10 protein-coding genes are annotated in these 13,784 nt (G+C 62.8%); 7 read left to right on the top strand and 3 right to left on the bottom strand.

The window, feature by feature from the left end; genetic code table 11:
- Nucleotides 1–257: 257 nt before the first annotated feature.
- The 6 genes from IC234_RS09690 (at nt 258) to IC234_RS09665 (ending at nt 7,333) form a co-directional block, all read left to right on the top strand.
- Nucleotides 258–1,436 (top strand): LacI family DNA-binding transcriptional regulator, encoded by a 1,179-nt coding sequence (locus IC234_RS09690; protein WP_190923924.1) that lies wholly within the window; start codon nt 258–260, stop codon nt 1,434–1,436.
- A gap of 218 nt (nt 1,437–1,654) precedes the next feature.
- On the top strand, nt 1,655–2,353 hold the full coding sequence (locus tag IC234_RS09685; protein WP_190923922.1) for a hypothetical protein: 699 nt from the start codon (nt 1,655–1,657) through the stop codon (nt 2,351–2,353).
- A 4-nt stretch (nt 2,354–2,357) separates the two neighbouring features.
- Entirely contained in the window at nt 2,358–3,353 is a 996-nt protein-coding gene (locus IC234_RS09680; RefSeq protein WP_190923920.1) for a PspA/IM30 family protein, read from the top strand.
- Between the two features lie 298 nt (nt 3,354–3,651).
- Nucleotides 3,652–5,430 carry an OmpA family protein gene (locus IC234_RS09675; protein WP_190923918.1) on the top strand — a complete coding sequence of 593 codons (1,779 nt, stop codon included), beginning with the start codon at nt 3,652–3,654 and terminating at the stop codon, nt 5,428–5,430.
- Between the two features lie 138 nt (nt 5,431–5,568).
- Nucleotides 5,569–6,345 (top strand): ABC transporter permease, encoded by a 777-nt coding sequence (locus IC234_RS09670; protein WP_190923915.1) that lies wholly within the window; start codon nt 5,569–5,571, stop codon nt 6,343–6,345.
- 157 nt (nt 6,346–6,502) lie between these two features.
- A complete protein-coding gene (locus tag IC234_RS09665) occupies nt 6,503–7,333 on the top strand; it encodes an ATP-binding cassette domain-containing protein (protein ID WP_190923912.1) in 831 nt (276 codons plus the stop codon).
- Here IC234_RS09665 and IC234_RS09660 read toward each other — a convergent pair.
- Both IC234_RS09660 and IC234_RS09655 read right to left on the bottom strand, forming a co-directional pair.
- Complete coding sequence (locus IC234_RS09660; protein WP_190923910.1) at nt 7,330–7,923, bottom strand: hypothetical protein; 594 nt, start codon at nt 7,921–7,923, stop codon at nt 7,330–7,332. The genes IC234_RS09665 and IC234_RS09660 overlap by 4 nt on opposite strands.
- Nucleotides 7,898–9,022: an AAA family ATPase gene (locus IC234_RS09655; protein ID WP_190923908.1), complete on the bottom strand. Its 1,125-nt coding sequence runs from the start codon at nt 9,020–9,022 to the stop codon at nt 7,898–7,900. The genes IC234_RS09660 and IC234_RS09655 overlap by 26 nt, the downstream gene beginning before the upstream one ends.
- A gap of 47 nt (nt 9,023–9,069) precedes the next feature.
- Between IC234_RS09655 and IC234_RS09650 the strand changes: the two genes are divergently transcribed.
- Nucleotides 9,070–10,434, top strand: coding sequence for a sigma-54-dependent transcriptional regulator (locus tag IC234_RS09650; protein WP_190923906.1), 1,365 nt, complete (start codon nt 9,070–9,072; stop codon nt 10,432–10,434).
- A 40-nt stretch (nt 10,435–10,474) separates the two neighbouring features.
- On the opposite strand, the gene IC234_RS09645 is transcribed toward IC234_RS09650, so the two are convergent.
- Complete coding sequence (locus IC234_RS09645) at nt 10,475–13,684, bottom strand: PAS domain-containing hybrid sensor histidine kinase/response regulator (protein WP_190923904.1); 3,210 nt, start codon at nt 13,682–13,684, stop codon at nt 10,475–10,477.
- Nucleotides 13,685–13,784: the final 100 nt, after the last annotated feature.

The raw sequence follows: 13,784 nt of genomic DNA, 5'->3' as shown, positions 1-13,784 counted from the left end.
GCGGCAGATAGGTCGTTTGGCTGACTTACCCCCGAATGTAGAACGGGAAACCTCAAATTGATTCTGCCAAAATCGGCCAAATTTTCGTGCATTGGCAACAAAACTATCGGCATCGTTTCCGGAAACGATGCCGATAGATAACTTTGCATTTCTTTCGCCGAAAATTTTTTTTGTGCGTTATATTTGAGTGAGTACTCACAGCGGCGCGTCTCCCCCACGCATCCAAAGCCGTTTTTCTCCACTAAATACAATTCTCAATGGCTACCTGCATCAAATGCAAGCTTTCTGATACGGTGTTGAAGGCCGGATTTGTGCGAGGAAAGCAGCGCTACCTCTGTAAAACCTGCGACTACCATTTCACGGAGGAGAAAACCGGCCCCAGCCCGGACCGCCGCCGCACCCAAACCACCATCGGCGACGTGGCCAAGGCCGTGGGCGTGGCCTCGTCCACGGTGTCGCGGGCCCTGAACGGGCACACCGACATCAGCCCCGTGACGCGGCAAGCCATTCTTGACGCGGCCCGGCAGCTCGACTACCAACCCAACCTGCTGGCCCAGAGCCTCAAAAGCCGCGAAACCCACACCCTGGGCGTGCTCATCCCGGACCTGGAGCGGCCCTTTTTTGCCACGGCCGTGAGCGGCATTCAGGCGGTGGCCACCGAGGCCGGCTACCGCGTGATGATTTGCCAGTCGAAGGAGTCGTACCGCACCGAAGTCAGCAACGTGCAGGCGCTGGTGGCCAGCCAGGTCGACGGCCTGCTCATCTGCCACTCGCGCGAAACCGAAAACTTCGACCACGTGAAGCCCGCCGCCTGCCGCGGCATTCCGGTGGTGCACTTCGACCGCGTGAGCAACGAAGTGGACAGCGCCAAGGTCATCCTTGACGACTGGAACGGCGCCTACAACGTGACCGAGCACCTCATTCAGCAGGGCGCCCGGCGCATTGCCATCCTGGCCGGCCCCGAGTCGCTGCTCATCAGCCGCAACCGCCTGGCCGGCTACCAGCACGCCCTCCGGCGCTACCAGCTGCCGCTGCGGCCGGAGTACGAGGTGCACATCGACTTCCGTACCGAGGAAGCCGAGGCCACCCTCGACGCCTGGCTGGCCCTGCCCGAGCCGCCCGACGCCATTTTCGCCATCAACTACACCAACGCCTTCGACCTGCTGGTGGCCTTGAAGAAGCGCGGCGTGCGCGTGCCCCAGCAAATGGCCGTGGTGGGCTATGGCGACGAGTTCATGGCCGCCATGATTGAGCCCGGCCTCACCACCGTCGACCTCCACCCCTATCGCATCGGCCAGCAGGCGGCCCGCCTGTTTCTGGAGCAGGTGCAGCAGAAAGAGAATTTTCAGCCCCGCACTTTCGTCATTGCCGGCGATTTGATTATTCGGCAGTCGTCGCTGAAAGGCGAAGGCGACTTGTTCCGGCTGAGCATCTAGGCAAGTGGCGCCCCAAGCTGTGCGGCGCCTTTTGCATTGTTGAATTGAAAAAATAGGCTTTCCATTTTGAAAAAATATAGCCCTGCTGCGCTTCGTGCGCGGCAGGGCATTTTTATTTAACTTTCTGTCAATCAACAATAAGACTACTTTTCTCAAAAAAGCCCGGCGAGTCGGCACTGGTATTGGCAGTAGGTGCGAGTCACCAAACGCACGCCACCATGGCCATTCTTGATAACCTCACCAAAGCCGCGAAGGATTTCTTCATCGAAGACGATGGCGCGGCCCGCCAAGCCCCCGCTCCGGCCCCGCTTGCCGCGGCGCAACCCGCCCAGGCTGGGCCGCCGGCCGCCGGTCCGGCGCCCGCCGTCACCCAGGCCGAGCAGCGCCACCTCGACCACATCGCCAGCCTGCTGGCCGGCGACGGCAAGGACTTCGGGGCCTACACCAAGATGGTGAACAGCATGGCCGGCAGCGGCCTCACCGGCCCGCTGCTCTACCAAACGGCTTTCAACGCCTTCGCCGCCCTCACCGGCACCAACCAGGCGGCGCTGCTGGCCTCGGCCGAGCAGCTGGCCCACAAGCTGGCCGAGGACCGGGCCCGGGTGCTGCAGCGCCACCGCGAAAAGATGGGCGAAAGCCCGGACACCAAAGCCCCGCCCGGCCCCTTGGCCCTGCTGCACCAGCGCGAAACGCAGCTGCAAGCGGAGGTGGCCTCCCTCACGGAGCAGCTCACGCAGAAAAGCCAGCAGCTGCGCGAAATCCAGCAGCAGGCGCAGGCCGAGAAGCAGAAAACGCAGGCCGCGCTGGCCTCCTACGAGCTGGCCAACGCCGCGGCCGCGGCCGAGCTGCAGGCCCACCGCCAGGCCGCCCAAAACTTCCTCAACCCCTCTCCTTCCACCCCTTCTTCAAACGCCTAACCCCATGAACACGTTGCTCACAACTACTTCTGATACCGATACCGGCCTCCCCAAGTGGCAGAAGCCGGAGAAAATGGCCGGCCGCGTGGTGCTGCTGGGCCTGGCCGGCGCGGCCGTGTACTACTGGGGCGTGATTCTGCCCTTCCTGGTCGACATGGTGTTCAACAGCGTGAAGCTGGGCATCGGGCTGGGGGCGCTGTTCGTGCTGTTTTTGCTGGTCACGAACAAGCGCATTCAGGCCGGCATCTGGTACGCCGGGCAGCGCGTGCTGCGCACGCTGGCGGGGATTTTCGTGAACACCGACCCCATCGGCATCATGCAGGACTACATCAAAAACACCGAGCAGGAAGCCCGCAAGATGGACGCCGAAGTGACCAACATCGAAGGCGCCCACGAGCTGGTGAAGCGCAAGCTGGCCACCAACACCGCCCAGATGAAGGAGTACCTGGCCCTGGCCAGCTCGGCCACCCGCCAAAACGAAAAGGACATGGCCGAGAGCTACGCCAGCCGCGCCGCCCAGCTGGAAGACTACAACAAGCGCCTGCAGCCCATGGCCACCACCACGGCCAACGTGAGCGTGGTGATGCGCCAGATTCTGAAAGCCGCCCTGCGCCAGATTGATGGCAGCAAGTTCAAAGTCAACCTTTTGAAAGACGAATACGAGCTGGTGAAGCGCACCAGCTCCGGCATGCGCGCCGCCATGAACATCCTGCGCGGCGACCCCGACAAGAAGTACTTCTTCGACCTGGCCACCGACCGCGTGGCCCAGGACATGGCCCAGCAGCTCGGCCAAATCAAGCAGGCCATGCGCTACTCGCAGGAGTTCGTGAAGGAGATGGACATCCAGAACGGCGTGATGAGCGAGAAGGGCCAGGCCTTGCTCAGCAAGTACCAGAACGGCGATTTCAACGCCGTGCTCAACGAAAAACCGCAAGCCCAACAATCTTTCGCCGCCACCAAAAAAGCCTCCGATGATGCCTATTCTAGCCTGCTTGATTAGCTTTTTGCTGGCCTGCGGTCTGGTGGGCCTGCTGGGCCAGCCGGCGCCGGTGACGGTGGTGCCTCATGCCGCTTCGGTCGAACGTCATGCCGAGCACAGCCGAGGCATCTCGCTCGCCCGGCACCTCACCCCCCGGCCCCCTCTCCCAAAAAGAGGGGGAGCTTAACGCCAGCGCATAGCCGGTGCCCCCTCTCTTTTGGAGAGGGAGTCAGGGGGTGAGGTCGACACCTGCCCCCACAACAACCCCAAAATCAACGCGCCTCAACAGGCGCCTCACCCCTCCTTTGCCTTTACTCAAATGACAACACGTGGTAAAATCGTAATCGGCCTGCTCATTGTGGCGGCTCTTTACTTCGGCATCAACAAGTTGATTGCCAGCGGTGCCATCTTCAAGAAAGCCGAAACCGAATCGGTACTTCTCAACTCCATCGAGCTACCGGCGGCCACCGGCGGCAACCGCGCCACCGTGGTGGTGCCGCTGGCCCCGCTGCCCGGCACCGCCCCCGCCGACAAGGGCACGCCCGTGGTGTGGGAGGTGATGGCCTGGAACAGCCAGATGGCCGGCATGCTGGCCAACGGCGGCCCGCGCACCACCATGGGCTCGGCCCTGGCCGCCAACGGCCTCGACCTGCAGATTGTGCGCCAGGACGACGTGAGCAAGATGCAAGCCGACCTGGTGAAAAACGCTGTGGACCTGCAAAGCAACCCCGCCACGCCCGGCCTGATTGTGAGCATCATGGGCGACGGCCTGCCGGCTTTCTCGGCCGTGCAAGCCGAGCTGCAGAAGACCGGCACGCAGTTGCAAATTATCCCCTACTCGGTGGGTAAGAGTTTCGGCGAAGACAAGCTGATGGGCCCGAAAGAGTGGCTCGACAACCCCAAAACCGCGCTAGGCAAAACCATTGCCTGCTACCTGCGCGACGGCGACCAGAACATCGCCCTGAAGTGGTGCGCCGACAACGGCCTGAAAGTGAACCCCGACGAAACCACCTACGACCCCGAAGCCGTGAACTTCATGGCCGCCAGCGACTTCCTGGTGGCCGCCGAGAAGTACATCCTCGGCAAGCCCGAAGCCCGCACCAAAGTGGTGAACGGCAAAAACACCGGCGTGAAAGTGGACGTGGTGGCCGACGCCGTGGCCACCTGGACGCCCGGCGACGTGAATATTGCCAAGCAGCGCGGCGGCCTCGTGAACATTGTGAGCACCAAGGACTACTCCAACCAGATGCCCAACATCATGGTGACTACCAAGCGCTGGTACGATGCTCACCCGAAGGAAGTGCTGGGCCTGATGACGGCCTTCGCCGTGGCCGGCGACCAGGTGAAAGCCCACCCCGAAGCCCTGACCCGCGCCGCCGACATTTCGGCCGCCGTGTACGGCGACCAGGACAAGCCCGGCGCCTACTGGCTGAAGTACTACAAGGGCGTAAGCGAAGCCGACCGCAACGGCGACGTGGTGGAGCTGGGCGGCAGCAAAGCCTTCAACTTCAGCGACAACCTGAGCTTGTTTGGCCTCGACGAAGGCGGCACCAACGTGTACGCCGCCGTGTACAAAACCTTCGGCGACGTGCAGAAGAAGCTGTACCCCAAGGAGCTGCCCAGCTACGTGCCCCTCGACCAGATGCTGGACTTGACGCCCCTCAAAAAGCTACAGGCCCAATACAAAGGCAAAACTGTGGCCCCGGCCGAAAACCAGCAGTTTGCCGCCGATGACGAAATCCGCCAGAGCGTGAGCAAGCGTGCCTGGAACATCGCCTTCAAATCGGGCCAAAGCACCTTCACCCCCGCCGCCGAGCGCGACCTCAACCAGCTCTTCAACGACCTGGTGGTGGCCGGCCGCCTGAAGGTGGCCGTGCACGGCCACACCGACAACACCGGCGACCCCGCCAAAAACCAGCAGCTCTCTGAAGACCGCGCCATGGCCGTGGAACACTGGCTCGAAGCCAAAAGCCGCAGCGCCTTCCCCGCCGGCCGCGTGCAGGTGTACGCCCACGGCGCCACCGAGCCGGTAGCCAGCAACGCCACCCCCGACGGCAAAGCCAAAAACCGCCGCGTGGAAGTAGTGCTGGGCAACTAGAATCGTACCGCTGACTTTCAGTCGGCGCACGAGCAAAGCGAGTTCCCCGGGCCTGCCGGGCAACTGCGCAATTACCAACGGCACAGACGCGGATACTCGCTCCGCTCGTGCGCCGACTAAAAGTCAGCGGTACTCCCCATGAAATCCCTTTTCGCCCCTAACGCCCAGCCGGCCCGCCTCGTGTTTACCACGATGGTCATCGGCCAGGCCGCCCTGCTGCTGCTGCTGTGGCTGTTTTACCCTATGCAGCTCTTCCCCAGCCTGGGCGAAGTTGTCCGCGCGCTCGGCGACCTCATCACCACGCAGGGCCTCATACAAGAGCTGTGGGCCAGCATGAGCACGGCCCTACAGGCGCTGGCCGTGGCCACGGTGCTGGCGCTGCTCATCTCCTACCTCACGGCGCTGCCCTTCTTCCGGCCCATCGCCTACGCGGCCTCCAAGATGCGCTACCTCACCCTCACCGGCCTCACCTTCTTCATGGCCCTGATGGTGAGCTCCGGCCACCAGGTGAAACTTTCGGTGCTCATTTTCGGCGCCACGGTGTACCTGGTCACGGGCATGACGAGCGTGATTCTGACCACCACGCAGGAGGAAATGGACCATGCCCGCACGCTGGGCATGGGCGAGTGGCGCAGCTTCTACGAGGTGGTGGTGCTGGGCAAGCTGGATGAAATGCTCGAAGTGGTGCGCCAAAACTTCGCCATCATCTGGACCATGATTACGCTGGTGGAAACGCTCTACCAGTCCGAGGGCGGCATCGGCCTGCTGCTCTACAAGCAGAACCGCTACCTGCATTTGGATGGCGTACTGGCCATTCAGCTGGTAATCCTGGCCACCGGCGCGGCGCAAGACTACGTGTTTGTGCTACTGCGGAAAGTGTTTTTTCCTTATTCTTCTTTAGGAACATCCGCCTAGCGGGCGCCTCACCCCCCGGCCCCCTCTCCCAAAGGAGAGGGGGTGCCTGCCGACTTCTCGTCATCCCTCCAACCCGAATTAGCTTGCCCGCGCCGCCGTGGCACCCCCTCTCCTTTGGGAGAGGGGGCCGGGGGGTGAGGCGCCCACCAGAACGACCATGACTGCCCTCCCCTACAACTACAAAGACCCCATCCTCACCCTGGAAAACATCTCCATGTCGTTCCACGGCGAGCCCGTGTTGCGCGACATCAACGCCCAAATCCTCGACGTGACCCGCCCCAACATGCGCCAGGGCCAGGTCGTGGGCTTCTACGGCCGCTCGGGCATCGGCAAGTCGGTGCTGTGCCGCATCATGGCGGGCCTCATCGCGCCCAGCGCCGGCACCGTGGAAGTGGGTCTCGCCCAGCAGCCCGTGACGCCCGGCATGGTGGGCTTCGTGCAGCAGCGCTACCCCCTCTTCGACCACCGCACCCTGCACGACAACCTGCTGGTGGCCGCCCTGCGCAAGCACGCCCCCGCCGACGCCCGCCAGCACGTCGAGGCCTACCTCGAACGCTTCGGCCTGGCCCCGCACCGGCGCAAGTACCCGGCCCTGCTCTCGGGCGGGCAGCGCCAGCGGGCGGCCATCGCCCAGCAGCTGCTCTGCTCCGACCACCTCATCCTGCTCGATGAGCCCTTCTCCGGCCTCGACGTGGCTATGATTGACGAAGTGAAACGAATAATCGTCGAAGTCACCACCATGGACGAGCTGAACACCGTCATCATCGTCTCGCACGACATCGTGACCACCACCGCCCTGGCCGACCGCCTCTGGCTGCTCGGCTACGAGCACGACGCGGCCGGGGCCCTCGTGCCGGGCGCCACCATCAGCCCCCAGCACCAATACAACCTGGCCGAAATGGGCCTCGCCTGGCACGAAAACGTGGAAGCCGAACCCGAATTCGCCCAGTTCGTCGAGCACATCAAGAATGAGATTCGGGGGAGTTAGGCGAGGTCGCGCACTCGCCAAAGGACTGGCTTACGCTTATCCAAATCGTATAGAAAGAACGGAATTCCCCACTGGTGCAATTTCGCCGTCAGCTTTTGGTCTAGAATATTTTTTCGGTCTTTCTCCGTCGATTTACGAAGCGGTGTGCTACGCTGCGGAAGCAGTTCCGGCTCCTCCAGAAACAGCACCACTTCTATCAACGGCTGGCGGCTAAGGCAAGCCATTGGTTTCAAAGAACCATCGCCTAAACGTTCAGCCAGCAGCAAGCCAGCCAATGTGCCCATCGTTTTACGCAGTACTGTCTGGCGCAATTCCTCGTGGCGAACGGCCACGTTGGCATCAGGAGCACGTTCACGTTCGTCTTTTACTTCGATAAGCTGCAAACGGACGGGTTGCCCTGGCAGTCGGCATACGATGTCCATACCGCGCACTTGTTGCACACCTTCACTCAGAATAACGCTCCGATAGAAACCAGCCGGCTCATTATACCTCGGCTCAGCATCTTGGTCATACTTCACCGCATACCAATCAGAAGGAAAATCGAAGGCCAAGCCTTTACCGGCCTTATTCTTTTCTTCGATTGTTGGCATGATACTCCTGGTCTTCGCGGATAAAAATTTCTTCTAACTCGTCGGCCTGCTTCAATTCTTCTGCTAAAGCCACCACGTCAGGCAAAAACTCAAAATTATCAGTCGTCACAATTCGCGTAGCTTCGCCTGGCTCAGCATTTAAACCAAAATATTTTATTGGCAGTGGCGCAGCATCTTTCTGCCGTGACAGAATATGAAACTCTTTTAGTAAGTCAGTACTGTGGGTAGCTAGTATTATTTGGAAACCTTGGCGAGCTAATTCAGCTAGAATAGCGGCTAGCTTTCGAAGCAATGCAGGATTTAAGTTGGCTTCGGGCTCGTCCCAAAACAAGGTGGTTATGCTAGTTAAACTCCCATTAGCAAGCAATTTTTGTAACGTGCCAAATTTGCGCAGTCCTTCAGCCACCATATTCATAGCTGTTCGTTTTCCGTTGGTAGCTATGAGATAATATTTTCCTTCCTCTTCCTTCACTTCCCCACCCAGAACATTTGTCAAAGCTGATATGGCTTGAGCAGAATTGACTTTTCGTAGTGGCAAGAGACGAAGTTGCCTTAATAAATGCAAATAGTTTTGTTCTATTGGCAAGACTAATTGTTCTGAAGCTGGAAGCATCCAACTCAGGGTGAGTATTTCTTTTGCAGGGATAAAAACTGGAGCAACTATTTCTAATTTTTCATTAATAAATTCCCCGCCACTGATTACGCTCACGCTATCTAAATAAGCATTTATCTCAAATTGCACAGTCTCATTTTGAGAAAACCCATCACCGAATTCCGCTTCAATATTAGCAGTTTGCAGCGACGAAAGAGTAGACACTAATTGCTTTCGGCTGGCTGTTTGAAATACTTCTGGTAAAAAATAAGATAAGCGACGAGGCCAATCCGGTTCACTCAGGGCAAAATCAAGAGCATAAGGAAAACCTCCTGAAGGTGGCTCATTTTTATTACGCTCACGCACTATTTCTATAGAATACCCCAACTTTAGCACATGGCTTTTTCCAGTTCCATTGGTTCCAACCAACACATTCAGCCCCGGCCCAAACTCAAAGTTGGCATCGGCAAAAACGGTGAAATTCTTAAGGTGGAGGCGCTTTAGCATAGCCAAAACTACGTAATTGCGGCCCCATTCGGCCAATCCTCCCAAAAATGCCCACCGGTACCCTGCTCATCATCGACGACGAAGCGCGCTTGCGCCAGCTGCTGGCCCAGGTGCTGGAGCTGGAAGGCTACACCGTGCTGCAAGCCCCCGACGCCCGCCGCGGCCTGGAGTTGCTTCAGCAACACGCCGCCGACGTGCTGCTGGTGCTCTCCGACGTGAAGCTGCCCGACGGCCACGGCGTGGACCTGCTGCCCCGCTACAAAGCCGCCGCCCCCGATGCCGAAGTGGTGCTGCTCACCGCCTTCGGCACTATCCCCGACGGCGTGAAGGCCATGAAGCTCGGCGCCTTCGACTACCTCACCAAGGGCGATTTTGAGCAGCAGCTGGTGGTGGTGGTGGAGCGCGCCGCCGAAAAAGCCCGCCTCCGCCAGCGCGTGGCCGAGTTGGAGCGCCGCGTGGGCGAGCAGTACCGCTTCGAGTCCATGATAGGCGAGTCGGCCGAGCTGAAGCGGGTGCAGCGCCTGGCCCAGCAAGTGGCGCCCACCGACAGCACCGTGCTGCTGGAAGGGCCCACCGGCAGCGGCAAGGAGCTTTTTGCCCAGGCCATCCACCAGGCCAGCGGGCGGCGGGGCAAGGCCTTCGTGGCCGTCAATTGCAGCGCCTTTCCCAAAGATTTGCTCGAATCGGAGCTGTTTGGCTACAAGAAAGGGGCCTTCACCGGCGCGCTCACCGACAAGAAGGGCCTGCTGGAAGAAGCCAACGGCGGCACCCTCTTTCTGGACGAAATCGGCGAATTGGAGCTCAACGTGCAGGCCAAGTTCCTGCGCGTGCTCGAAAGCCAGACCTTCACCAAGCTTGGCGACACCAAGCCCACCAAGGTCAACATTCGCCTGGTGGCCGCCACCAACCGCAACCTCAAGCTCGAAGCCGACGAAGGCCGCTTCCGCCCCGACCTCTATTACCGCCTCTCGGTGTTCACCATCCGCATTCCGGCCCTCAAGGACCGGCCCACCGACGTGCCCCCGCTGGCCCAGCACTTTCTGCACTACTTCGCCGCCCGCCTCAGCAAGCGCCTGCCCGGCCTGGAGCCCGAGTGCCTGGCCCTGCTGCAGCGCTACCCCTGGCCCGGCAATGTGCGCGAGCTGAAAAACGTGCTGGAGCGCGCCGCCATCCTGGCCCCGAGCGGCGAACCCTTGACGGGCGATTTCCTGCCCGATGAGTTTCACGCCCTGGGCCGGGCCGCCCGCCCCGGCGCCGACGCGGCCGACGACAGCCTGCGGGCGCTGGAAGCCCGCCACATCGAGAAACTGATGCGCGAGCTGGACGGCAACAAGCCCGACGTAGCCAAGCGCCTGGGCATCGGCCTCACCACGCTCTACCGCAAGCTGCAGGAGTACGGGCTGGACGGGTGACGGCAGGCCGGTGGTCGTGGGTGCTCTCGCGGTGCTTGCTTCAAGCGGGCAGAGCGCCCGGCGCGGTCAACCCGGGGGGTGCTTTCGTCAATTCGAGCAGCAGCTGGCAGAGGGCGGCTTCCTCGTAGGGCTTGGTGAGGCAGGCGTTCATGCCGGCGGCCAGGTAGGCGGCGCGGTCGGCTTCGAAGGCATTGGCGGTGAGGGCGATGATGGGCACGTTGGCGCGGGCCGGGTCGGGGTGCCGACGAAAAGCAGTCGTGACCTGCAGCCCGCTCAGCCCCGGCATGCGGATGTCGAGCAGCACGGCATCGAAGGGCTGCTGCAGCAGTTGGGCCAGCGCGTCGAGGCCGTTGCTGACGGCTAGCACCTGCACGCCCCAATACTCCAGCACGGCCACGGCAATGCGTTGGTTCACGGGGTTGTCTTCGGCCAGCAGCACGCGCAGGCCGCGCAGGCCCTCGTACGACACTTCGGCGGGCGTGGGCGTTTGCGTGGCCGGGGCGTCGGCCACGCGGGGCAGCACCAATTGGAAAGAAAACGTGGTGCCCAGGCCGGGCTCGCTGTAGAGCTGCAGGCTGCCGCCCATCTGCTCCACCAGCTGCCGGCTGATGGCCAGGCCCAGCCCGGTGCCGCCAAAGCGCAGGCTGGTTTCGGCGCTGGCCTGGGCAAACGCGTCGAAGATGTGGGCCTGCTGCTCGGGGGCGATGCCGATGCCCGTGTCCTGCACCCAGAACTTGAGCAGCAGTTCCTGACCGGTTTCGTGCAGCACCTCCGCGCCCAGCCGCACACTGCCGCGCTCGGTGAACTTGATGGCGTTCGAAAGCAGGTTGAGCAGCACTTGGTGCAGGCGGTAGGCATCGCCCAGCAAGCGGGGCGCCGTGGGCACCGGCAACGCTATTTCGAGGAGCAGGCCTTTTTCGGCCACCAGGGCGGCCACGGTTTGCCCGGCGCCCTGCAGGGCCACGGCCAGGTCGAAGGGAGCGTGGTTGAGCTCCAGGTTGCGCGTGGTGATTTTGGCCATGTCGAGCACGTCGTTCAGCAGGGCCAGCAGGTGCTGGCCGGCGTGCTGCATGGTGGTGAGGTACTCGCGCTGCGGGTCGGTGAGCGACGTTTTCTGCAACAGGGCGGCCATGCCCAGCACCCCGTTGAGGGGCGTCCGGATTTCGTGGCTCATGCGGGCCAGGAAGGCTTCTTTGGCCTGGGCATTTTCCTCGGCCTCGCGCTTGGCCTGCTGCAGGGCCTGCTCGGCCTGCACGGCCGGGGTCACGTCGTAGCCCGACGCCACCACGTAGGGGGGTTCGCCGGCTTCCAGCACGGGGTAGGAATAGCAGTGCACGTGGCGGCGCTCGCCGGACCGGGTGAGCACCCCCAGGGTACGCTCCTGGATTTGCAGGGTCGTGTCGCCATCGAAGTAAGCCTGCAGTTCGGCGCGGCTTTCCGGGAGCACGACGTCGTACAGGTAGCGGCCCACCAGCTCATCGGCGGGCCGGCCCAGCAGCCGCTCAACGGCCGGATTTACGGACAGCACCTTGCCGTGCAGGTCGTGGGTGCAGATGAGGGCCTGCGAGTAGTACACCAGGTCGTGGTATTGCTTTTCGCGGCGCTCCAGCTCCTGGCGGGCCTGTTTCACGGCCGTGACGTCGGTGCCGATGCTGAGCACCCCGAGCTGCCCGCCGGGGCGCTGCAGGGGTCGCTTTTCCATCTGAAAAAAGCGCGTTTCGCCGTTGTCGAGGGTGCAGGGCAGTTCCCGGGCCTGGGGCTGCCGGGTGGTGCGCACCAGGGCGGTGAGTTCCTGCAGCTGGCGCGCTTCTTCGGCCATTGCGGGGCTGCCGCCCGGCGCTTGCTGGCGTTTGGTTTGGGCCGACAGGGTCCGGAAAGCCTCGTTGCCGAAGGACACACTGCCGTCGGGGTCGCTCATGTAGATGACGTTGGGCAGGGCGTCGATAATCTGACGCACGAAGGTTTCCTGGGCCCGCAGCATCACCTGCACGTCCTGTTGCAGCTTCTCGGCGTTGTAGCGGGCCGTAATGTCGATGCCCGACCCCACCACCACGCGCAGGGTGCCGTCGGCCTCAAACACAGGCCGCAGGTGGCGGAGCATGAGCTGCGGGCGCTGCTTTTTGTCGAGGCGCATTTCTTCCCAGGTCACGTCGGTGCGGGTGCGCACGGCCAGGTCGAAGTACTGTTCCCGCTGCTGGCGGATGCCCTCGGGCTGCTGCGTTTTGCGCAGGGCGAAGTATTCGTCGTTGGTCAGGCCGATGACTTGCCGGCGCACGGCGGGGTCCGAAATCGAAGCCGGATTGACGAACAAGAACCGGTGCTCGGCGTCGAACACGGCCACGTCGACGGGCAGCAGGTTCAGGATGGACTCGTAGAAGGCCTGCTGCCGCGAGAGCATTTCTTCGGCTTGCGAGCGCGCCGTAATGTCGACGCCGGAGCTGATGACCCGGACCGAGCCGTCGGCTAGGCGCACCGGCCGGTAGCGCAGCAGCAGGTGCACGGGCCCGTCGGGGCCGGGACGGGTTTCCTCCCAGGCTTGCTCCTGCTGGGTGCGCAGGGCATTGGCAAAGGCCGCGTCGCGGCGCAGGCTGACGGCCGCCGGCCGCTGCCGGTGGGCGCAGGCCTCGGCGCTGGTGCGGCCCAGCATCCAGGCGCGCGTGGCGGGGTCGGGCTCCACGGCGGGGTTCACAAACAGGTAGCGGTGCTCGGCGTCGAACACGGCCACGGCCGAAGGCACCTGCTCCAGCACGCCTTCGTAGAAAGCCCGCTGCGCGAGGAGCTGCTGCTCGGCCAGGTAGCGCTCGGTCACGTCGGTGAAGTAAAGCGAGGCGTAGGGCAGCTCCGGCACGGCCACGGCCGTGAACTGGAAGTGGCGCCCGGCCAAGGCCAGCGTTTGCTGGCGGTGCTCGGCAGGCAGCAGGGCATCTTGCACCAGCGCCAGCAGGCGCTGCGGCAAGGTGGCCGGCGCCTCCGCGGCCAGGGCCTGCAGCACGGGGGCCGCGGCGGGGTTGGCATACACCAGCTCGCCGGTGGCGGTCACCTGCATCAGCGGATTGGGGTTGTGGCGGGGCAGGTGCGGCAGCGTGGCCCCGGTTGGCTCGCGCGCCGCCGAGGCGGCGAGCTGCTGCTCCAGGACGGCCACGCGGGCCTGCGCGTCGGCCAGCGCGGCCTCGGCTTGCGCGCGGCCGGCGCGCTCTTGCTCCACGCGGGCGGCCCACTCGGCAGCAACGGCAGAAGGGGTTGTTTTCATGGCCAGAACGTGGAATACGCCGCGTGTGGTGCCGGCAGCCTGCGGCGCGGGCAACTCCCAGCTAGCGCCCACGTCGGAGCAGGCCCGGCAGTTCGACAAA

Origin of the sequence: Hymenobacter armeniacus, from assembly GCF_014699055.1 — a bacterium.
Classification (GTDB): domain Bacteria; phylum Bacteroidota; class Bacteroidia; order Cytophagales; family Hymenobacteraceae; genus Hymenobacter; species Hymenobacter armeniacus.
Note: the sequence above shows the minus strand (reverse complement) of the source record. Positions and strands in the feature narration are given on the sequence as shown.